This is a genomic window from Bacillus pumilus (genome assembly GCF_009937765.1).
Lineage (GTDB): Bacteria > Bacillota > Bacilli > Bacillales > Bacillaceae > Bacillus > Bacillus pumilus_O.
In genome coordinates this window covers 277,925-299,178 of the sequence record NZ_CP047089.1, presented here as the reverse complement: position 1 = coordinate 299,178, position 21,254 = coordinate 277,925, and the positions used below count along the sequence as shown (strand labels likewise).

At 43.5% G+C, this 21,254-nt stretch carries 24 protein-coding genes; 6 read left to right on the top strand and 18 right to left on the bottom strand.

Annotated elements, in window-relative coordinates; genetic code table 11:
* Positions 1 to 9: 9 nt before the first annotated feature.
* The 12 genes from GPS65_RS01420 to GPS65_RS01365 form a co-directional block, all read right to left on the bottom strand.
* On the bottom strand, positions 10 to 807 hold the full coding sequence (locus tag GPS65_RS01420) for an SDR family oxidoreductase (RefSeq protein ID WP_119125728.1): 798 nt from the start codon (positions 805 to 807) through the stop codon (positions 10 to 12).
* Positions 808 to 903: 96 nt separating this feature from the next.
* Entirely contained in the window at positions 904 to 1,359 is a 456-nt protein-coding gene (locus GPS65_RS01415) for a dTDP-4-dehydrorhamnose 3,5-epimerase family protein (protein WP_088002438.1), read from the bottom strand.
* Complete coding sequence (gene rfbD / locus GPS65_RS01410) at positions 1,352 to 2,206, bottom strand: dTDP-4-dehydrorhamnose reductase (RefSeq protein WP_119125529.1); 855 nt, start codon at positions 2,204 to 2,206, stop codon at positions 1,352 to 1,354. Before rfbD ends, GPS65_RS01415 begins: the two co-directional genes overlap by 8 nt.
* A gap of 3 nt (positions 2,207 to 2,209) precedes the next feature.
* On the bottom strand, positions 2,210 to 3,175 hold the full coding sequence (rfbB, locus tag GPS65_RS01405) for a dTDP-glucose 4,6-dehydratase (RefSeq protein WP_119125530.1): 966 nt from the start codon (positions 3,173 to 3,175) through the stop codon (positions 2,210 to 2,212).
* Positions 3,172 to 3,912, bottom strand: coding sequence for a sugar phosphate nucleotidyltransferase (locus GPS65_RS01400; RefSeq protein ID WP_161985301.1), 741 nt, complete (start codon positions 3,910 to 3,912; stop codon positions 3,172 to 3,174). The genes rfbB and GPS65_RS01400 overlap by 4 nt, the downstream gene beginning before the upstream one ends.
* Before the next feature lie 2 nt (positions 3,913 to 3,914).
* Complete coding sequence (locus GPS65_RS01395) at positions 3,915 to 4,943, bottom strand: PseG/SpsG family protein (RefSeq protein ID WP_161985300.1); 1,029 nt, start codon at positions 4,941 to 4,943, stop codon at positions 3,915 to 3,917.
* Positions 4,940 to 5,680, bottom strand: coding sequence for a cytidylyltransferase domain-containing protein (locus tag GPS65_RS01390; protein ID WP_144458875.1), 741 nt, complete (start codon positions 5,678 to 5,680; stop codon positions 4,940 to 4,942). The genes GPS65_RS01395 and GPS65_RS01390 overlap by 4 nt, the downstream gene beginning before the upstream one ends.
* Positions 5,670 to 6,794 (bottom strand): N-acetylneuraminate synthase family protein, encoded by a 1,125-nt coding sequence (locus GPS65_RS01385; protein ID WP_119125534.1) that lies wholly within the window; start codon positions 6,792 to 6,794, stop codon positions 5,670 to 5,672. Before GPS65_RS01385 ends, GPS65_RS01390 begins: the two co-directional genes overlap by 11 nt.
* 1 nt (position 6,795) lies before the next feature.
* Positions 6,796 to 7,671, bottom strand: a complete 876-nt coding sequence (locus GPS65_RS01380) for a GNAT family N-acetyltransferase (protein WP_012011641.1) — start codon at positions 7,669 to 7,671, stop codon at positions 6,796 to 6,798.
* Complete coding sequence (locus GPS65_RS01375) at positions 7,668 to 8,846, bottom strand: DegT/DnrJ/EryC1/StrS family aminotransferase (RefSeq protein ID WP_119125535.1); 1,179 nt, start codon at positions 8,844 to 8,846, stop codon at positions 7,668 to 7,670. Before GPS65_RS01375 ends, GPS65_RS01380 begins: the two co-directional genes overlap by 4 nt.
* Positions 8,847 to 8,867: 21 nt before the next feature.
* The gene (locus GPS65_RS01370) at positions 8,868 to 10,280 is read right to left on the bottom strand and encodes a capsular polysaccharide export protein, LipB/KpsS family (RefSeq protein WP_119125536.1); all 1,413 of its coding nucleotides are present in this window, start codon (positions 10,278 to 10,280) and stop codon (positions 8,868 to 8,870) included.
* Positions 10,281 to 10,286: 6 nt separating this feature from the next.
* The gene (locus GPS65_RS01365; protein WP_162900863.1) at positions 10,287 to 11,057 is read right to left on the bottom strand and encodes a glycosyltransferase family 2 protein; all 771 of its coding nucleotides are present in this window, start codon (positions 11,055 to 11,057) and stop codon (positions 10,287 to 10,289) included.
* 175 nt (positions 11,058 to 11,232) lie between these two features.
* Between GPS65_RS01365 and GPS65_RS01360 the strand changes: the two genes are divergently transcribed.
* The 3 genes from GPS65_RS01360 (at position 11,233) to GPS65_RS01350 (ending at position 13,420) form a co-directional block, all read left to right on the top strand.
* Positions 11,233 to 11,907: a YIP1 family protein gene (locus GPS65_RS01360; RefSeq protein ID WP_012011645.1), complete on the top strand. Its 675-nt coding sequence runs from the start codon at positions 11,233 to 11,235 to the stop codon at positions 11,905 to 11,907.
* A 223-nt stretch (positions 11,908 to 12,130) separates the two neighbouring features.
* Positions 12,131 to 12,673 (top strand): spore coat protein GerQ, encoded by a 543-nt coding sequence (gene gerQ, locus GPS65_RS01355; RefSeq protein ID WP_012011646.1) that lies wholly within the window; start codon positions 12,131 to 12,133, stop codon positions 12,671 to 12,673.
* A 129-nt stretch (positions 12,674 to 12,802) separates the two neighbouring features.
* Positions 12,803 to 13,420 carry a cupin domain-containing protein gene (locus GPS65_RS01350; RefSeq protein WP_012011647.1) on the top strand — a complete coding sequence of 206 codons (618 nt, stop codon included), beginning with the start codon at positions 12,803 to 12,805 and terminating at the stop codon, positions 13,418 to 13,420.
* Between the two features lie 40 nt (positions 13,421 to 13,460).
* Here the strand turns inward: GPS65_RS01350 and GPS65_RS01345 are convergent, their stop codons facing one another.
* The 3 genes from GPS65_RS01345 to GPS65_RS01335 form a co-directional block, all read right to left on the bottom strand.
* Positions 13,461 to 13,832: a DUF423 domain-containing protein gene (locus GPS65_RS01345; RefSeq protein ID WP_012011648.1), complete on the bottom strand. Its 372-nt coding sequence runs from the start codon at positions 13,830 to 13,832 to the stop codon at positions 13,461 to 13,463.
* 70 nt (positions 13,833 to 13,902) lie between these two features.
* On the bottom strand, positions 13,903 to 15,210 hold the full coding sequence (locus GPS65_RS01340; protein WP_012011649.1) for a purine/pyrimidine permease: 1,308 nt from the start codon (positions 15,208 to 15,210) through the stop codon (positions 13,903 to 13,905).
* A 33-nt stretch (positions 15,211 to 15,243) separates the two neighbouring features.
* Positions 15,244 to 15,576, bottom strand: coding sequence for a YwdI family protein (locus tag GPS65_RS01335; RefSeq protein WP_012011650.1), 333 nt, complete (start codon positions 15,574 to 15,576; stop codon positions 15,244 to 15,246).
* A gap of 170 nt (positions 15,577 to 15,746) precedes the next feature.
* Between GPS65_RS01335 and GPS65_RS01330 the strand changes: the two genes are divergently transcribed.
* Positions 15,747 to 17,105 carry an aldehyde dehydrogenase gene (locus GPS65_RS01330; protein WP_119125537.1) on the top strand — a complete coding sequence of 453 codons (1,359 nt, stop codon included), beginning with the start codon at positions 15,747 to 15,749 and terminating at the stop codon, positions 17,103 to 17,105.
* Between the two features lie 33 nt (positions 17,106 to 17,138).
* Here the strand turns inward: GPS65_RS01330 and GPS65_RS01325 are convergent, their stop codons facing one another.
* Both GPS65_RS01325 and GPS65_RS01320 read right to left on the bottom strand, forming a co-directional pair.
* Positions 17,139 to 17,819 carry a uracil-DNA glycosylase gene (locus GPS65_RS01325; RefSeq protein ID WP_012011651.1) on the bottom strand — a complete coding sequence of 227 codons (681 nt, stop codon included), beginning with the start codon at positions 17,817 to 17,819 and terminating at the stop codon, positions 17,139 to 17,141.
* Positions 17,816 to 18,643 (bottom strand): glycosyltransferase family 2 protein, encoded by an 828-nt coding sequence (locus GPS65_RS01320; protein WP_012011652.1) that lies wholly within the window; start codon positions 18,641 to 18,643, stop codon positions 17,816 to 17,818. Before GPS65_RS01320 ends, GPS65_RS01325 begins: the two co-directional genes overlap by 4 nt.
* Before the next feature lie 128 nt (positions 18,644 to 18,771).
* Here GPS65_RS01320 and GPS65_RS01315 point away from each other — a divergent pair, with 128 nt between their 5' ends.
* Both GPS65_RS01315 and GPS65_RS01310 read left to right on the top strand, forming a co-directional pair.
* A complete protein-coding gene (locus GPS65_RS01315; protein WP_119125538.1) occupies positions 18,772 to 19,077 on the top strand; it encodes a YflT domain-containing protein in 306 nt (101 codons plus the stop codon).
* 126 nt (positions 19,078 to 19,203) lie between these two features.
* Positions 19,204 to 20,013: a bifunctional hydroxymethylpyrimidine kinase/phosphomethylpyrimidine kinase gene (locus GPS65_RS01310; RefSeq protein WP_119125539.1), complete on the top strand. Its 810-nt coding sequence runs from the start codon at positions 19,204 to 19,206 to the stop codon at positions 20,011 to 20,013.
* Positions 20,014 to 20,058: 45 nt separating this feature from the next.
* Here the strand turns inward: GPS65_RS01310 and GPS65_RS01305 are convergent, their stop codons facing one another.
* Complete coding sequence (locus tag GPS65_RS01305; RefSeq protein WP_119125540.1) at positions 20,059 to 21,135, bottom strand: chitobiase/beta-hexosaminidase C-terminal domain-containing protein; 1,077 nt, start codon at positions 21,133 to 21,135, stop codon at positions 20,059 to 20,061.
* Positions 21,136 to 21,254 lie beyond the last annotated feature (119 nt).

The following is a 21,254-nucleotide window of genomic DNA, read 5'->3' as shown; positions in this document are numbered from 1 at the left end:
TTTTCATATTTATATACTTTTCATCGAACCACCATCGACAGATATTTGTTGTCCAGTGACATAAGAGGCTTCCTCTGATGCAATAAATGCCGCCAATGAAGCCATTTCACTCGCTGAACCTACTCTTTGCATGGGGATTCCTGACGCAACAGCCTGTACAGCTTCTTCGCGTGATAATGACTGCGCACGCATCATGTTTTCGATAAATTGTTCATACCGATCTGTAGCAATAAATCCCGGGTTTAAACAATTCACTGTGATCCCTGAAGGTGCAAGCTGCGAGGCTGCATTTTTACTAGCATTGATGATGGCTGCATTCATCATACTGTTCGTAAACATTTGATGACCAGGTTCCTTCCAAAGGTTCCCGACAATTTGAATGATCCGTCCATATTCATGTCTTTTCATCATCACTGCCGCGCGTTTCATCATATCAATGTACGCAAGAGCTTTCTGAGAAAATGCTGCCAGCATCTGCTCGCTTTCACATGAATCAAAAGTATCTGGCTTCCCTCCTGGAATGTTATTAATCAACACATCCAGTCTACCAAACTCTTTATCTATTGCCGCAAAGGCTTCAGCTCGCATTCCTTCATGTGACATATCGCCACAGAAAAGAGACACCGGCTCCTTTGTTTCTGCCATACGTTCAATGTGCTGCCGCGCATCTTCTAGTGAGGATTGATTTCTAGAATTGATGATGACCTTTATATGGTCCTGGGCGGCAAGCTTTATGGCGATTGCCTTTCCAATCCCTGTACTTGCCCCTGTTACAAATGCAATTCTTTTAGACAAACTTATCCACATCCCTTTTCTGCTTAACTTATAAAAATACATAAAATGACACTTATAGAATGTATTTCAACAAAAAAAGACCTTTCTCCTGCGAAAGGCCTCTGTTCTTTATTTAAATGTCGTTTCCCAATCAAATCCGATTGTTTCGTCATTCCAAGCGATTCTCTTTTCATCTGGGTTTTTCGGGTCATAGGATTCTGTCGTGAAATAGACAATTTGTAGCGGCGTCTCCCCTAGTACCCGGTAGCCATGCGCGACACCCTTTGGAATGAGGAGCAGCATTGGATTATCTTCCCCCATATAATACACATCGGTTTGACCCCTTGTAGGAGAGTCCTCACGTAAATCGTATAAAACGACCTGAGCATGACCCACTGGGAAAAACCAAACGTCATCTTGCTTTTCATGATAATGAAAGGCTTTGATCACTCCTGGAAAGCTTTTCGACCACGATGCCTGCCCAAAACGTTTCAGCAATGGCTCATCATCTCGAATGAGCTCTGCAAAAAAGCCGCGATCATCACAATGTTTCATGAGTTTTTTCGTTTGTACACCATCAATCATGCTGATGCCATCTCCCTTCTTTCTGCAAATATTCATGAAGCGCATCCTTCCAATGTCTCGGCTGCCAACCTGTAGCTTCAATCGCTTGAAGGTCTAATACAGAATAGGCTGGGCGAGGCGTTTGGAATCCATACTCTTCCGTGGAAATTGGCTCAATGGTCGTAGACAGGCCGCTTTTTGCCACAATTTCTGACGCAAAGTCAAACCAGGAACAGCTCTCTCTGTTACTGACATGATAAATTCCTGCCTGTTGATCAAACAAATGAATGATGGCCTCTGCGACATCCTTTGTATAAGTAGGTGAGCCTATTTGGTCGTTCACGATGCGCAATTGATCCTTTGTTTCTGCGAGCCGAAGGATGGTATTCACAAAATTATGTCCCTCATGTCCGTATAGCCACGCTGTACGGATGATTTTTACTTCGTCTGATACTAGATGAATCAATTCCTCACCAAGCTTTTTACTTTTTCCATAAATGGTTTGAGGATCTGCTTGTGCATCGACTTTGTAAGGCGTGTTTGCTTGCCCGTCAAACACATAATCTGTACTGACATGTAACACATCAGCCCCTATGTTCTTAGCCTCCAGCGCTGTATAGTAGGCGCCAATGCCATTAACAAGATACGCCTTTTCCGTTTCTGTTTCACACTGATCTACAGAGGTATATGCTGCTGCACTGACAACAATATGAGGTCGAAAATGTCTCATTGCGTGTCTGACTGCTTGCTGGTCTGCGATATTGAGCATGCTCCTCGTTAAGGCAATGACGGTGATGTCTTTCTCCTTGAGCTGTCTGCTCAATTCTTTCCCTAGTTGCCCGCCTGCACCGGTGATTAAAACTTTCATCCGTCACCCTTCTTCGCTCTGATCATATTTGGTACGATACCAATTGATCGTTTTTTCAATACCTGCTTCAAATGACGTCTCCTGCGTCCAGCCAAGCTCCCGTTTTAGCTTACTGGCGTCAATCGCATACCGTCTGTCATGTCCTTTTCGGTCTTCAACAAACGCAATACGGTCATGACTGATCCCGAGCTGCGTCAGAATGGTCTTGGTCAAATCAAGATTCGTTTTCTCGTTGCCACCGCCGATATTGTACACTTGCCCAGCTGTTCCGTTTTCAAGGACCTGCTTTACAGCTTTCGCATGATCCTCTACATACAGCCAATCGCGAATCTGCTGGCCGTCCCCATAAATCGGGATCTTTTCTCCATTGATTGCTTTTCTAATAATCGTCGGTATTAATTTTTCTTCATGCTGATATGGTCCGTAGTTGTTGCTGCATCTTGTGATCATTGCGGGTAATTGGTGAGTGTGGATATAAGATTTCACAAGCAGGTCTGAACTTGCCTTGCTTGCAGAATAAGGATTATTCGGTGAAAGTGGTGTTTGTTCTGTAAAAGCTGGGTCATCTAGCTCCAAATCTCCATATACTTCGTCTGTTGAAATATGAATAAGCTTTTTCGCCTTTCCTTTTAAGACTGCCTCCAGCATACGATAAGTGCCGAGCACATTTGTTTGAATAAACGGCTCTGCCGATTCAATACTGCGATCAACATGGGATTCCGCTGCAAAATGAATGATAGCATCATAGACTTCATCAAACGCTTGATCCAGCTCATGCTGAAGGGTGATATCCCCTTGAATAAAACGAAAATGAGACAGCTTTAATAATTCATCCATCTCCTCTGGATGACTGGCATATGTTAACTTGTCAAAAACAGTGAGCCGGACATCTGTTTCCTGAAGCAGCAGCTTCACAAAATTCAGTCCAATAAATCCCGCTCCGCCTGTAATTAAATAAGACTTCGTCATTCGTATCCCTCTTTTTTCTTCATCGTTTCAAACATTTTCGTTGATGCTTGGTGGAGAGATTCATGTGTTCCTGCATCAATCCACCACCCTTTTAACATATCATAGGTCAGCTGACTATTTGAGATATAGAGATTGTTTACATCTGTAATCTCTAATTCGCCTCGATCTGATGGCGAGATTTTCTCAATATATTGAAAGACTTCTTGATCATAAAAATAGATACCCGTGACGCAGTAGGGTGAACGCGGATGCTCCGGTTTTTCCTCAATTGATACTATTCGTTGGTGAACGGCATCAATTTCTGCAATACCAAATCGCTTTGGATCTGTCACTTCTTTCAACAGAACTTTCGCACCGTTTTCTTGCCGCTGAAAGGCGTCAACGAAAGGGTTCAGCGAATCTTCAAAGACATTATCACCAAGCATGAGTACAAACTTTTCACCTTCTACAAATGGCTTTGCATAGGATAAACCGTCTGAAATTCCAGAAGCTTCAGGCTGTACTTGATACACGATGTTCATCCCAAGTTCCTGATCGCCTTCAAGCAGTTTTTGAAACAACGGGATTTGTTCTGCTTGTGATATGACCATGACATCTAAAATTCCTGCTTCTTTCAATTTGAACAATGACCAATAAATCATCGGATATGGGCCAACCGGCAATAAATGTTTATTGAAAATCTTTGTTAAGGGTGCCAGTCGTGATCCCTTTCCTCCTGCTAAAATAACTCCCTTCACATCTACACATCCTTATGTTCTTTTTGGTGATGATTCATGAGGTATATAAGAATGTTTTTCACTCGTTCGGTTCCTTTTCCATCAATGAGTGACCGTCCATTGAGGTGAATACTCCTACGGAGAAAATAGCTACCGGACAGCCTTCGAACAGCACGCCATATATCCTTTTCATCCACAAGGCGGCCTAACCCAAGATGATAGCAGGCTCCCTTTTGTGCAAAACGAGCGGCTGTTACTGCTTGGTGATCTACTTGTGAAAGGACAATGCTAGGCACCCCGATACAAACGGCCTCATATAACGTCATCCCACCAGCAACAATCGCTAGATCGGCTTCGGCAAGATGGGCAGATAATTGATCCGTATGGCGAATGAATTGAATATGTGTAGCCTTGATTTTTTCTTCGATGCGAGAGGCTTTTCCTGTAACCGCTAGAATGTGTAAATGGCCGGCTTCGCGAAGTGCTGATACAGCCTTTGTTAATAACCCTTCTGGATCACTGCCTCCAAGGCTGATCACCACCTTCTTACATTCTTTGCGAACCTCATATGTGTCTTTTAATTTGCTGATCTCGTAATCTAACAATAAATAAGGTGTTCCATAAAAGTAGTCCGTGCCATTTACTTGCAGGTGCTTTTCATCCAGTCCACCATAAATGCCGTTTACAACAGCATCAGCAAGCTGGCAAGCTTCTGTTCTTTCCTCTTCAAATAAGACCAATTTTGCATTGCTGGAGGATGCTTTGATCGATCGAAGGAACTGAAGCTCACAATCAAGGACATCGATCAACAGAAGATCAGGATTTATCTTTTTTATGTCCTGCTCTATCTGAAGGATTACATTTGATTCCTTCACCAAATGAACATGCCACGCTGAATGCGAGAGCATTTCTACACAAACCTGTTCATTTGTATAGAAATACAAGTCGTTTCCTTCTTGAATCAGTTCCTTTGCCAGCCGTTTCATTCTAACGACATGCCCCATTCCTCTTAAAAAACCACCGTACACAACAATCATGATTTTTTTGTTCATTCAGCATCCTTCTGCTTCACAAATTGATTCAACCGAACCATATCAGGATCCTGTTCACAAATGGTGATGAGTTCAGCTGTAGGCACCGCATTAGACCCACCGGCTTTTTCAAGTAAACGGGTGGCAAATACGTAATCTTCTTCTGTATCAATCGTGAATCGATAAGCAGGATATGCGAGTTCTTTGGGCGGTGTGAATAATTGCAGTTGAAATTGCTCAGGGTGCTTTCGGATATACAGCGTGACATGCTCACGCTCTGGCTGCGTAAGGGGAAAATTGTCGATTTTACACAAAATGGTGGCGTTGATCATTTCCCCGGAAATACCGAGTGGTGTTCCGGTCGTATACGTGTAGTCCGCCTTCTTCTGTCTATGTTCTTCAAGCATTTTCGACAAAAGCGCTGGATCTATAAATGGATTATCTCCCGTTAAACGTACAATGATTTGTGGTTCAAAATGTTGAGCTATCTTTGCGAATCGCTGCAATACATCCATCTCACTGCCACGAAATACCTTATAGCCCTTTGATAAACAATAATGAGCCAATAGATCATCTTCTGCTTCGACTGTTGTGGCGATCATGAGGTTTTGCGTTTTGTGATTGTAATGATCTGATTGCTTTACCCGTTCAACGATAAAATCGATCAATGCCATACCACCGATCGGCTTCATCACCTTTTTTGGCAGTCTTGTTGAGCCCATTCTAGCCTGTATGACAAAGAGCACATCATTGATCATTTGCAGACTCCTGCATGAGCACATCTTTCCACGAAATCCCTGTATGGGCTGGAATGTCTCTGACAGCTTTGGCCCCAAGTAAAATCTCCATGTATCGCGGATGAAGACCTTGGCTTTTTTGTCCTGGACGTAATACGGCTAGATTTTCTTCGGTCAACGTCTCGCCCCTTGCAATCCCTCTTGTCGTAAAAATCCCTCGATACGCAAATTCACGAATCTGCCCTTCAATGGCTGTTGTCGTTTTAAAAGAACTGCCAAGGAGATCCTCTGACACAGAATGAGCATCAGTTTCTGATTGGTTCCGCTTCTTTTCCGCCGTTCGAATATGCTGAACCATTTCCTTTAATTCTTCTGGATCGAGCGCAAAGGAATGATCGGCGCCAGGAAGTGTCTTATCTATTGTAAAATGCTTTTCAATCATGGCTGCCCCAAGTTTCACAGCAGCAACAGGAGCTTCAGTAGGATGTTCACTATGATCAGAAAAGCCGATGACCGCCTCAGGAAAAGCGGAGGCTAAGGTTTGGAGCACACGAAGATTCGTGAAAGCTCTAGGTGCTGGATACTTTGCCACGCAATGCATGATGGCGACCTGATCGTTTTGCTCGCTTGTAATCGCCTCATATGCTTCATGAACATCTGCAATAGTGGCGCCGGCAGTTGAGAAAATGATGGGCTTTTGAAAAGAAGCTGTGTGACGTAAAAGAGGCAAATGATTGATCTCATAGGATGCCAGTTTAAAAGCTGGCGGATCGGTTTGATTTAATAAATCCGCAGATTCCTCGTCACACACTGTGCTTAAAAAGAGCAGCCCTTTTTCCGCGCAGCGTGACAATAACACCGGTAACCATTCTGGCGGCAGCTCCATTTGTTCGACTAAGGAAAAAATGGACACCTCTTCTCCCTTGGCTGTTTCGTATAAACCCGGTTCCTTTTGATACATCCGATCAGCTTGAAACATTTGAAACTTCACTGCATCGGCACCTGCTTCTTTTGCCACATCAATTAAAGCAAGCGCCTGATCCAGCTTCCCATCATGGTTAATGCCTGCCTCTGCAATGATAAAGACAGGCGCACCATCCCCCACTTTGCGATCTCCAATGTAGAAATGCGCCATCTTACCTCTCTCCTTTTTTCGGCCATACATGGTAATACAAAAAAGAATTTTTTGTTCTAAAGCCCAGCTTTTCGTACAGCTGAATGGCGGTTGTGTTATGCATCTGAGTTCCGGCCGACATAAATCGGTGCCCTCTCTCATAAGAGGCTTTCACCATTGCCATCACCAGCTTCTTTCCGAGTCCTTTTCCTTGTGCATCTGGTCTAATGGCAAGTAAATCAAGCACCAATTCATCGTCCTTTATCAACCCTTGGATCAAACCAACGATTTCATCATTCACCTTTGCTGCGAGATTGATATCTGCACGTCCGAGCAAATTATTTTTCATCCATTCTTGAAAGAAATGCTGGACCGCATTCTGGTCTAAAAAAGGATCAAGTGCATACCGGCTTTTCACAAAAGCCTGATAAGCGAGTGACACCGCCTCATCGTATTCCTTTTCATCCGGCAGACTGATGACCACATCTTCACTTGTTGATGGCATTTCCATGTGAACAGGCGGTGCTTCAAGACGAGTGAGACCGCCCACATAGTACACATGTGACAGCCTTTGGGCGATGCGGTTTTTTTCAACATCTGCCGCTTCAAGACGTAAAAAGAAAAAATCGCATTTTTCTGATCTCATCCAATTGATGAAGCGTTCCATCAATTCCTGAAAAGCAGATGCTGACTCAGCTGCCGCAAACTTCACATGAAAAATATGCTGATCAAATATGCCGCTTTCCCATTTTGACCAGTCGTATAACAGCACCGCTTTGAGCTGGGCGCCACTAACAAGGCCAAACTGTTTGAAGCCTTTCATTTGTTCAATTTGTTGACCGTATTTCTCAAGCCAAACGGATAACACCTGATCGTCTATTGCATGAACGACCTTCATAAAGATGCCTTCTGTTCTTTTAAAATAGACAGCACCGCAGCGATGACATCCTGCACATCTTCATCTGTCATACTTGGGTAAAGAGGCAGTGAGAGGGTCCGCTTGTAGTATGCGAGTGACTCAGGGAAATCCTCTGGTGAATAATGATAGGTTTGTTGATAGTATGGATGCAAATGAACAGGGATAAAGTGAACACTCGTGCCGATCTTATAGTCTTTTTGCAACCGATCAATCAGCTCATCACGTGTGATGAATGCTTCTTTCGGGTCCACTTGCAGTACATATAAATGCCATGCATGTCTGCCCTTTTGATGGACAGGCGGTAGGATCAGCCCTGTTTCTTTTTGAAATGCCTGATTGTATGCTTTCGCAATTAGTTCTCTCCGTGCTTGCATATCATCTAGACGGTTTAGCTGGACAAGTCCTAACGATGCCTGCACATCAAACATATTCATCTTATAGCCAGGTTCCTCGACCTCGTAGTACCACGTTCCTTTTTCTCCATAACGATTCCATGCTCCCTTGCTCATCCCATGGAGTGCTAGTTTTCTAATTCGATCGGCTAGTGCATCATCATTTGTCGTCAGCATGCCGCCTTCCCCGGTCGCTATGTTTTTCGTTGCATAAAAACTAAAGGCAGTCGCATCTCCAATCGCTCCAATCGGCTGCCCGTGATACGTCGTATGCAGGGCGTGAGCGGCGTCCTCGAGCACAAATAGATCGTACTTTTTAGCAATGGCTAGAATCCGGTCCATATCGCACGATTGGCCAGCAAAATGAACAGGGACAATGGCTTTTGTATATGGTGTAATCGCCTCTTCTAGTTTCTCTGCATCGAGGTTGAGTGTCGCTGGGTCAATATCGACAAATACAGGAGCTGCCCCTGTATGAATGATCGTATTGGCTGTTGCACAAAATGTCAGAGGCGTTGTAATCACCTCATCCCCATTCCCAATCCCTCTAGCTTTTAAGGCTAAAAATAAAGCAGCTGTACATGAATTGACAGCAATCGCATGTTTTGCACCAGTCAGCTTCCGAAACTCTTCTTCAAACTGTCTGACTTTTGGTCCGGTTGACAGCCAGCCTGATTTTAATGTTCCAATGACTTCCTCAATTTCTTCCTGCTCAATCAACGGCAGGGCATAAGGAAGAAATTGTTCTCTCTTTTTTTCCATATCGCTTGAACACCCCTATCTTCATCTCTGAAAATCTACACCTGTTTTTGTTTTAAGCAGAGAAAGCAGCACATCGGTCGATCGCGCATGCGGATAATGCTGTTTAATGAACTTAGCTCCTTGCTGCTTTGCCAGCTTCATCTCTTGATCATCCGATAAAATACGAATGGCTTTCTCAGCCAGTTCAACAGGGTTTTCCATATGATAGCTGCCAAGCGACTCGTAATAAGGGTATCTTCTGCCTTCTGTCATTTTCCCGATCAGCACACTCTTTTCAAAAAGCATTGCTTCAAGACCGACGGTTGATGTAAGCGTAATGACCATATCCATATATGGCAGCAGGTCATACAAGTCGATTTCTTTTTTAATCAGTCTCACATGATTTCCTGCGCGTTCAATGGACACATACTCATTTAATCGGTTTCGGGCAATTTCCCACGGATGCGGCTTCATGATCAACTGAATGTCTTTCCGTTTTGCAATTGTTTTAAGCACATCACCATAGAAGGCTTCTGAAAACGGCTGCGTCGCCACAAGTACGGTCTTTTTGGCAGGATTGAAGTTTAATTTACGAAAGATGAGTTCCTGCTGAAGCGGCGTTCGATCCTTCACCAAATCAAACCTTGGATGACCTGTGACCTCCACCTGTTCCGGTTGACAGCCTTTGTCTACATACCAGTCTTTTTCATACTTTCCAAACACCCCGTGGCACGTCGTAAAAATCGGTAAAAAGGCTTCGTCTCCCATAAGCGCGCCGTGCTGAAGACAGATACTCGTGAGCTGGCGTTTCACAGTTTGCAATGCAAGTACGCGGCTGTATGCATCCTCCGTTGTCCCCACAATAATGGCTGCAATTGGCTCCATCTGAAATAGCACTTCTGTCTGGTCAATGACATCAATAAATTGCACAATGTCCTTCCGAAGCTTTTCTCTAAAAAAGACATCGCCAAAGACGGGGTGCTTTGCGTAAGGTTTAAGGAGAGCATTTGCTTTCTCAATATATTCAGCATGGGCTTCTTTATTAACCTCTCCCGCTAATTCCGGCTTGCTGATGACAGGTAAACCGAAATAGTCTGCCTTCTTCCAGCGAGCAAGCACCACGGTTTGATTTGGATGGAACCGAGTGTAATTTTGTTCAGTAAAACGCAGATGTTCAAAATGAAGCAAGACCTTTCCATTCGCCGGATGATACGCAATACGCTTGATCTGCTGCTTATGTTGATCAAAAAATGGTTGAATCTCTCCCGGCAACGGACAATCGGTTGTCAATTCTTGACCGAATGCTTCATCCTCCATACGTTCCCTTACCTCAGGACTGATATATTGATAGAAATTGCTGATCAATCCAAGGGGAATTTGTCGATAGGACAAATCCTTCATGAGATTTACAAACTCAAAGTACACCTGCCAATAATGATGAATATAGTGCGACACTTAAGGTCACCTCCCATGTTTTTGTTTTAATATGTGGCGGAGTTCCCAGCAGGTAGACTGCTCAGGAAGTGCTTGAATAAAAGCACTTTTCTCTTCTTCCGCCAACTGATAGTGAATCGACTGCTCTGTGATGTAATTTGTATCTAACACTTCATCATAGGGATAGAACGGATAAAAATGATTTAATCGAAAAAAGAACCGAGCATCCCCTATTCGATAAAAATGCGGACTCTCGTCCCAGTAAGACCCAAATTCAGCATGGATTTTTGTTAAAATAGAAGCACGATGAACGACTGAGCAATGATCTATGGCACAAGGTGCATTCCATTGCACCGCTTGCGCAGGTCGAATCGTTTCCTTAACTGGCTCTTTTTTGCTATTTAAATAGATTACTTTTGAAGCAGAATAGACAATATCTTCACCTGGATGAGCATCTAAATAATGTGTGAGTTTCTCTAAACGGTCCGGGGCATAGACATTGTCATCTGTGGCATAGGAAATATACTCCCCCTTTGCTAGTTCTAAAGCTTGATTAATGAGGACAGCGTATCGGGTTTTCGCTGTTCTCTCCTCCAGCGATTTGACACCGCTTTGGATAAAATGAACACGGGGATCTTTGCGAAAGGGCTCAATTACAGCAAGGGTTTTTTCGTTTGAACCATCGTCCATGATAAATAGTTCAAAGTCTGACAGCGTCTGCTGCAAAATCGCTTCAATCGATCTGCCGACGTAAGCCGCCTTGTTGTAGCTCGTCATAATGACAGTTACTTTTGTCAAAGTTTTCACCTCGGTCTCTTTCAAACTATGGTTATCATATGTGTCTCCTCTTAAAGAGACTGTAGAGTGACCTATTTTTTATAAAATTGTATTTTTTTATTGATCTACCTTTGAAAAACGCGAACTTTTTGGTAATATAAGTAATCATTTGTGTGTATTAAAGGAGTAAAGAACATTGGAATCTATGAAGAATGATCACTCCCAAGAAGAGGAAGCAAAAGGTTTTTTTCGATTTTTCAAAATTTTCGTCGCAACAAAAACGATTATTCGCTCATATCAACATTCCTCTATTCCCATTTGGCTGATGATGCTCCTTGCAAGTATCGCTGGTACAGGCTGGGTCTACGAAGGGTATTTTAGCGATTATATGGGCAATCATATTCCATTCCCTTTTATTCTGTTACAAGGTGCGGGATATGGTATTCTAGCAGGCAATCTCGGTCTTTTTTTCGGTGTACTCATCCTAAAGTGGTTAGGGCGTCTTTTTTTCGGCAGTCAAACGGCATATCTAGATGTACTCAAAGCCTGCACGCTGACAATCTTTTTCCCTTCCTCTTTATTTGCACTCAGTTGGATTTTTACGATCGGATTGCTCGGTCCGTATACGTTTGTCAAAATCTCACCCTATTTAGATCAGCATTATGGAGTTTGGTATTATCTTAGTCTGTTGCCTCTGATTGATGCTTATGCGAAGACGTGGATATTTGGAATGACCGTTTTAGGCATTGTCGCTGTGATGAAGCTCAGATTATGGCAAGCCTTTCTCATTGTGATCACACCGCTTGCGGTATTTTTTCTTATCATGACTCTTTTATTTGATGTCCAGCGCGCTGTAAATTGGATGATGTAAGGAAGATTTCACATCATATTCGTAAGCAACGAAGCACAGACTTGACAAAGAATGCGAGGGTTTGCCCGCGCCTAAGGAACTGCACCGCAGTTCCTTTTTTTCGTTCAATGTACATATTCTGCCCACCTGTCTCATAGTGTGAAAGAGAGAAAGAATGCTATGGAAACAACAGGTGCTTAAGCGCCTTCTGTTTAGAACACCATGAGGAAAGAGGAGGAACGTTATGAAATTGAAAAATCAATTTGGGCAAGGTTCGGGTTTCGAAGGTCAAGATTTTCGCCAGCAACAATATGGAGCAAATCCGTATCCTGCGCAGCAGATGGGTTATTCAGTCCCTCCCCAAACGCAGGGTCAAATGCAAGGACAAATGCAGCAGGGATTTTCACCAATGCCGTCTACTGGTTCTTCACAAGGGGGGCAGGGCATGCAGAGCAGCGGGCAGCCGTATCAAATTCCTTCTGGACCCATTTATCAGCAGAATGTCACTGGTCAGCTGCCAATCGAACAGTCCTATATTGAAAATATTTTACGATTGAACCGCGGCAAGGTAGCCACGATTTATATGACGTTTGAGGCAAGTAAGGAGTGGAACTCGAAGATTTTCAGAGGCGTCATTGAAGCTGCAGGACGTGACCACATTATTATTAGCGATAACAAGACGGGAACACGATACTTACTATTAACGATCTATCTTGATTACATTACGTTTGATGGGGAAATTCAATACGACTATCCATACTCTATGTCCACGTATTCTCCGAGGTAGATAACGCCACACAAAAAGCAAGGAGCAGGTGCCCTTGCTTTTTTCTTTTGAGTAGGTTTTTGTCACACCTCTAGAGAACTGCTCATAAGATGCCTAGTAGTTTTTATCAAACGCCTAGAGGTGACATTCATGACTGTTGAGCTAGATTATACATCGCCAAATGTGAAATATTCATACGATCTGAATCAAAGCCCACTTGTGAAATACGATCAGCATAACCTGATTAACGTTTTAGGGAAAAAACAATTAAATTCGTTGGATCAAGTATCGCTGCTGGATATATATTTGAGTAAAAGCAAAGTCGTAGAGCCTCATTATCATCAAAATGCCGCAGAGCTTGTTTATTGTATAGCCGGTTCTGCTGCCGTCTCGATGCTGAATCCATTTACAAAAAAACTGCACACCTATACCATCAACCCTGGACAGGTGGCAAACGTACCTCAAGGCTGGTGGCACTACGAAGTTGCCCTTCAAGACAGAACTCATTTGTTAGCCATTTTTAACGCATCTACGCCAGAAGTGATCCTAGGCTCAGACCTTCTCACCCTCACCCCTGCTCACATCATGGCACATACGTATTGCATGAACGAAACACAGTGGAAACAGGCGATTCAGCCTGTGAAGCCAAGTGCTTTTATCGGGCCATTTTGCCACAGGGAAGAGGAAGTACAAACGAACCCTGTCCCTCCATCTCACTACATTCCATATTATCAAGCACCACCGAATTACGCTCCTTACTGGAATTAAGAAAAAACCGATGCCCTTCTCAAAGCATCGGTTTTTTGGCTTATAAATTTTTTGCTGCTGCAATAACAAGCATGATCCAAGAAGCGATAAATGCCAACCCACCAATTGGGGTAATGGCACCTAGAATCTTCACCTGAGTCAATGCTAGGACATAAAGGCTGCCTGAGAAGAAAAGGATGCCTGCAAGCATGACCCAGCCAGCGGTTGGAACTAGAGAAACACCTGACAGCTTATCTGCAAGAAAAGCGACAATAAATAGTCCTATCGCATGGAACATTTGATATTGAACCCCTTTGTTCCAAATCTCTATATACTTTTCAGGAATTTTCCCTTCAAGACCGTGCGCACCGAAGGCTCCGAGTCCAACAGCTAACATCGCATTCATCGCACCTAAAATGAAAAATAGTTTCATTCGTCATTCTCCTTATCTCGTCAATTATGTTTATCATAGCGCGGGTGACAGACGATATTCAACTTTCCCTTTACGTTGACACGAGATTGTCGGATTTCTTTTTCTTTCGTAACAGAACTTGATCGACCGCGATCGCAATGAGTGTTCCTAGAACAAGTCCATTGCTTAATAATGAAATAAGCACAGGATGCATGCCTTTCAAGGCTCCCTGCGGTACAAACATCGCCCCTACACCTGCTAAAACGGCAATTCCTAAGACAAAGCGAATCCGCGGAATTTCTTCTTTCTCATACTGATCGAACTCAGACATCGCAATTCCAATCATTGAGGAGAATACCACAAAGTTTACAGCAAGCCCCACAGGTGATGGCAATGCGGAGAAAAAGCTCATGAGCAGTGGGAATAAACTAATGAGTACAATGAGCAAACTTCCTATGAAAAAAGGCTTTCTCGATGGAATTTTCGTTGTCTGGATAAATCCTGCTGCCCCGGAAATAGGTACAGGCGCAATCGCTCCGATCAATCCACTCAGTAAGTGACCAAATGCTGCAACAAAACCAGCCGGACGAGCTCTCTTCCGCTCACGCAGTTCACCAAATGCCTTCACTGAACTTTCCACAATTCGAATACTTGCCAGCATATTCACAATGAGTAATATCGTAATGAAAAAGGACGTGACAAGCAATCCACTGTCAAAGACTGGCGTTCCGAATGGGAAAATCTTCGGAAACTCAATAATTTTTTCTGGAATTCGAACCGGCTTTGCCAGCCCGAGTAGAGCGAATAACAACCAACCTCCTGCAAGGGCAAACAACACAGAAAACTGCCTTAAGTAATGCCATTTTGAGCGGCTGATCATGAAGGTCAGGACAATAATTAAGATCGACAAGCAAAAGACTAGTCCATCCACCTGATTTCCCCGATAGCCGATGCCCATCAGCCCTTTCATGATCGGCTGACTTAACTGGACAACTAATAGCAGCAAATAAATACCTGTGACGACTGGCGTAAATAACGACGCGAGCCAATTAATGATTTTAAATAAACTAAAAATAAAAAAGAAAGCAGCACTAAAAATTAAAGCTCCTTGTAAGGCTTGCAGGGTTTCAGGATACGTCGCAAAGATGGTTCCTGTCATACCTGCATAAAGGGTATACACACCCCACCAAAGCCCCGCTGGACTTTCATTGATCGGTAGCATATGGCCACATAAACATTGCACCATCGCCACAAGACCAAGTGAAAAGAATGTACTTTGAATCAGCTCCGCTGACTGCACTTGGTTCAATTCAAATGCTTGTGCAATCGCAATTGGTACAGCAATAGAAGCTGCGATAAAAAATGCCATCCACTGAATGGCGCCCAAAAATAGTTTCAAACCGATCACCTTCCCTTTGTCGTGACAAGACCATTAAAAATCAAAGATAGAGTCGCCGTTCCCATCCTTCTCTTTTTGCCCCTCTTCTTGATGCTGAAATTTCTTCGCACCACTCGCACCCATCAGTTTCTCAAGCATCGCTTGATCTGAGGATACGGGCGGCGCGGACGGTGTCTGTATCGAAGAAGGTGGCGAGATCACCGGCGTTTGCGGCATTTGCACCTGTGATGGTGCATCGAGTATGACATCACATAGTGAAGAAATCGCCGCCACTTGACGTTTCACCTCTTCATCATTTCCACTTTGTTTCGCCTTTTGAACCGCTTCATCCATTTTTTGGAGCAGGCTTGATATATGAATATTCAAGGGTAGACCCTCCAATCTAAAAAAGTCTCTTTTCAACATTATTTTACCAAATGAACAACCGAAATGGGTTCATTTTTTCAAAGCAGTCTGCTCCCGCCTCTCTTATTTGACCCGACATAGCCCTTCACACATAATAAAAGAAACAGTATCGTTTATGAAAGGATTGAATAATGGATAAGCTCACTGCTCTTTTTCAGAAACAAAAAGTCTTTCAAAAGCCGTCGGTTGAAGAACGCATCCGTCTTCTTAAAGACTTAAAAGCAGCCATCAAACAGCATGAGGAGGATATTTTACAAGCCTTGGCCCATGATTTACATAAATCCGAACAGGAAGCCTATACAACTGAGATCGGGATGGTGTATGAAGAAATCAATCATACCATCAAGCACCTCCACAAATGGGCAAAGCCAACACGCGTGCGCACGCCTCTCACTCATATCGGGTCGAAAAGCATGATTATAAAGGAACCTTATGGCAGTGTGCTCATCATTGCTCCTTGGAACTATCCTTTCCAATTGGCTCTTTCTCCATTAGTTGGTGCCATTGCTGCGGGGAATGCCGTTATTTTAAAACCGTCTGAGCTGACGCCGCAAGTTTCAGAAGTAATCAGTGCAATAATCGAACCTGTATTTCAAGAAGACCATGCCACTGTCGTAGAAGGCGGTGTAGATGTGAGTACAGAGCTGTTGAAACTGCCCTTTGATTATATCTTCTTTACAGGAAGTGTGGCAGTCGGCAAAGTCGTCATGGAAGCCGCCGCAAAGCATTTGACTCCTGTCACACTCGAACTTGGCGGAAAAAGCCCTTGCATCGTCATGCCTGATGCAGATATCAAATTAGCGGCAAAACGAATCACGTTCGGCAAATTTACCAATGCCGGTCAAACGTGTATTGCGCCAGACTATTTGCTTGTTCATGAATCCATAAAAGAGGAACTTTTACGGGAAATGACAGCCTGCATTCGTGACTTTTATGGTGAACAACCCGAAACACATCCGCACTTTGGGAAAAATGTCAGCCAGCGTCACTTTGACAGGCTTTCACAATTCCTCTCAAATGGAACGGTCGTTACGGGTGGACAGCGCAACGAAGACGAGCTCAAAATTGCACCGACCATTTTAGACCACATCACATGGGAAGATCCCGTCATGCAGGAGGAAATTTTCGGACCGATTCTGCCTGTCATGACCTTCGATTCTCTGCACGAGGCAACTCATATGATCAAAGCAAGACCGAAGCCGCTTGCGCTTTACTTATTTACAACAAGTAAAGAAACAGAATCCTATATTCTAGACCATCTCTCATTTGGCGGAGGATGTATCAATGACACGCTCATGCATGTCGCTACTCCTTACCTGCCATTCGGAGGCGTGGGTGAAAGCGGCATGGGACGATATCATGGGAAAGAAAGCTTTTTTACCTTTACGCATGAAAAAAGCGTTCTACGCCAAACCAATCGCTTCGATCTTTCCTTCCGTTATCCAAATGCGAAAAACGGACTCGACTTGGTTCGTAAATTTTTAAAATAAACAGGACGAAGGGTCTATCCCCTCGTCCTCTTTTTATTCAATATCTTGGATACACCAATTAATTTCTTCTGTCCCCATTTGCTTTAAATACGCGTTTACCTTTGAAAACGGACGACTGCCAAAAAAGCCGTTTCTTGCTGAAAAAGGACTTGGATGAGGTGACTCAATGATGTAATGCTTGTTTTGGTCAATGCGTTCTTTCTTATTTTGAGCATGTCTTCCCCACAGCACAAAAACGACGGGCTGATCACGTTCATTCAGCGCATCTATCACACGGTCTGTCACACGTTCCCAGCCTTTGCCTTTATGCGAGTTCGCCTCGCCCTTTCTTACGGTCAACACAGTGTTTAAGAGCAGCACACCTTGCTCTGCCCAGCTCACAAGTGAGCCGTGATTTGGAACAGGACAGCCAAGATCATCCTTTAGCTCCTGAAAAATATTTCTCAACGATGGTGGATGCTTCACGCCAGGCTGGACAGAAAAGCTTAATCCATGTGCCTGTCCTGGGCCATGATAAGGGTCTTGTCCCAAAATCACCACTTTGACCTCTTCATATGATGTCAAATGAAGCGCACGATAAACGTCATCCGGTTTCGGAAAAACGGTCTGCGTGCGATATTCTTCCTTCATCCATTCACGTAATTCCTGATAATATGGCTGTTCAAATTCACTTTTCATCACAGCCCACCAGCTATCATTTAAAAATGGCTTCATTGGGGTTCTCCTCCTTGTGTCTGCTGTGCCAGTCTTGAGATCATCGGTTTTCCATCCCACACAATCTCACTCTCTGATTCTCGCTTTTTCATCGCTGGTTCTTCTAATAAGACAGCAAAGTTCGCTGTCGGCAAATCGCCCAGCCCATGCTTTTCACTTAAATCATCTAAATAGTTCTTTCTTGTCTCACCAAGGTCACTAGACTGATTTCCACCGCCGTCAAAGAACGCATAGATCACACTGGCAGCAGGCACTCGTTTGACCCGGGCATGCTGCGTGACACGTAAGAAAAAGTCCCAATCCCAGTAATGATGCATCGCTGGATCAAAATAGCCAATCTCATCGTGTATACAGCGTTTGTACATACTGCCGGAAGGAACATATGTAGAAAAGACACGCATATCCTCAATAGCAGCTGTATACGCAAACAGACGTCTTGACACCGGGAAGCGGGTCGTGCCTTTTTTTTCAAATGACACAATTTCTGCATCAGAAAAGACAAAATCGGCATCCTCCAGCGCCTTACTCATCCGTTCAATATGACAAGGTGTAAAATAATCATCGTCATCACTAAGCATAATGACATCGCCTGTCAGCTCCCGCACCCCCACGTTTCTAGCATTCACATGCTGGACATTCTCATCTAAATGGATCAAGCGGATCGGAAGTTCGGGATAGAGTTCCTGAATGACCTCGACACGCTCTCCTGCATCATTCACAACCACAATTTCAAAGGGCTGTACGGTTTGTCTCGTAATAGATTCAAGCAGCTCACACAGTGCGCTGAGCCGGTTATGTGTCACAATTAATAAGGAAATCTTCATATTCAGCTTACTCCTTTAATAGATTCGTCTTTTTCCATTAAAACATAAAATGACGTTCTTCTCATGATATAAAAGGCGGTTTGATGTGACGGAAAAATGGGAATTTTTGATGAAAAGGAGTGATGACGATGGAACATTTCACAGTAGAAAATAGCAAAGAAGCAAAACAGACCATTGAACAAATACGTTCAGCAAAGGATGATATTTTTGTTTTTGCGTACGATCCAGAACGCTCTGATACCGTCACAGAGCATACGAATGCCAAAAGCATGACAGCGGTCGATCAAGGGATTTTAGATCAAATGGCCAATGTCATCCGCACTCGGGATGACGAGCTCATGGCCAAAATGATGTCAGTTGGCGCCGATCAGGAATTAGCCTTAACACTTTTAGACGAACTGAAAATGGGGAAATTGGTGATTTGTAAAAGATAAGGGGAAAGGCGTTCTTCCTAGGGTGGAACGCTTTTTTATGTCGTTTCATTGTGATAAATGGAAAAGCTGATTATAATAAGGGATAGAACAGTAACTGTTACACATCACATTGGAGGTTCAGCAACTATGTCTATGAATAAAGCACTCACCATCGCAGGCTCGGATTCAAGCGGCGGTGCAGGTATCCAAGCAGATTTAAAAACGTTTCAAGAGAAAAACGTCTATGGGATGACAGCTTTAACCGTTGTCGTTGCAATGGACCCTCATAACCATTGGGATCATCAGGTGTTTCCAATTGATACGGCGACGATCCGTGCGCAGCTCTCTACCATTGTAGAAGGCATTGGGGTAGATGCGCTGAAAACAGGTATGCTCCCAACAGTCGACGTGATCGAACTTGCAGCGGACACCATCAAAACATACGACCTAAAAAATGTCGTCATTGATCCTGTTATGGTTTGTAAGGGTGCGAACGAAGTGCTATATCCAGAGCACGCTGAAGCACTGCGCGAAAAGCTTACGCCACTGGCAACCGTCATTACGCCTAATCTTTTCGAAGCAGGTCAATTAAGCGGAATCGGTGAGATCAAAACGATTGAACAAATGGAAGAAGCAGCAAAACGCATTCACGAACTTGGTGCCAAGTATGTGGTCATCACTGGAGGCGGTAAGCTAAGCCCAGATAAAGCGATCGATTTGCTTTATGATGGACAAACCTTCGAACGACTTGAAACAGATAAGATCGACACAGAATACACACACGGCGCGGGCTGCACATTCTCAGCAGCAGTCACAGCTGAACTGGCAAACGGCTCAGACGTGAAAGAAGCCATTTATGCAGCAAAAGAATTCATCACAGCTGCCATCAAAGGCTCTTTCCAGCTAAATAAATACATCGGACCAACAAAGCATTCTGCTCATCGTTTTGATAAGTAGAATAGAAAAAACCGATTCGTCTTTTGGATGAATCGGTTTTTTTGTTTATCGTAAGCTGAGTCTCTGTGCAAATAACCAATCGGTTAATCCTTTGGTCTCATAAGCAGGCGTCCATGATGCATGATCATACCCATACTTGCTTTCATACTCCGTATAAATTGGCCTTCCACCAGCATTTTGAATAGCCTGAATTGTATTTCTCGCATAGCTGATAGGGATAATGGAATCATCCTCTGCATGAAATGCCCATATTGGCTTGTGTGCTAAAATTCCCGCCTTGCTTGGATCAGCACCACCGGCAATAGAAATCATCGCTGCAAACAAACGAGGATATGTGATGTTCAACTGATACGAGCCAAATCCGCCTTGAGATAAACCAGTCGCATAAATCCTTTTCTGATCAATCTTATAAGAAGTTAACACATGCTGAAGCACTTCATAGGCTTTGTGTAAATCTGGTGAAAATTGAAATACATTTTTCAGATCGATTTCATTTTGCGCATTTCTTGTTAAAGCAAAGCCCCCATCCACAGTATTTCGCGCCTGAGGTGCTAGTACGTATGCAGGATGTTTCTTTTGAACTTCAGGAGAAGCCCATAAAACTGCACCATCGTTCGCAAGTAACTGCTTTTGATTATCGGTCCCTCTTTCCCCGCCTCCATGTAAGAATAGGACTAGAGGATAAGCTTTACCCCTCTTATGGTTTGTCGGAATGTACAACCGATAAGGCATTCCTTGATATTCAAAAGATAAAAAAGATGATGCAATATCCTCTCGTGTGACAAAACGATATTTGTACGTAGAAGTAGCTAGGTAGTGCTTATTTTTGTAAGCGCTTACTTTTAAAGTTGTATTGGTATCAATATGAATAGGCTTTTTATACCGCTGACTTTGAGATGTCGGCTGACTGCCGTCTGTTGTGTAATACAAAGTAGCTTTTGGCACCGGAGAATGGAGAGCCACCTCTTGTGCACGATAATATTGACCAGATGGTAAGGAAGCGGTAGGTGTAAAAAATGACGTGTGCGGGGTTCGAGCAGATGAAACGGAAGGACTAAGAAAACTCATAGAAAAAAGGACAATGATAGCGGTAATCAAATATTTCTTGGTTGCATGGTTCATATCGTTCCTCCTGTATAAGCTGAGATGAATTTTCATTTATTTTGTATCATAACAAAATAAATGTCAACGCTTTCATTTTAATTTTTAATGATCTGACTAAAAAAAGCATACCCATACAC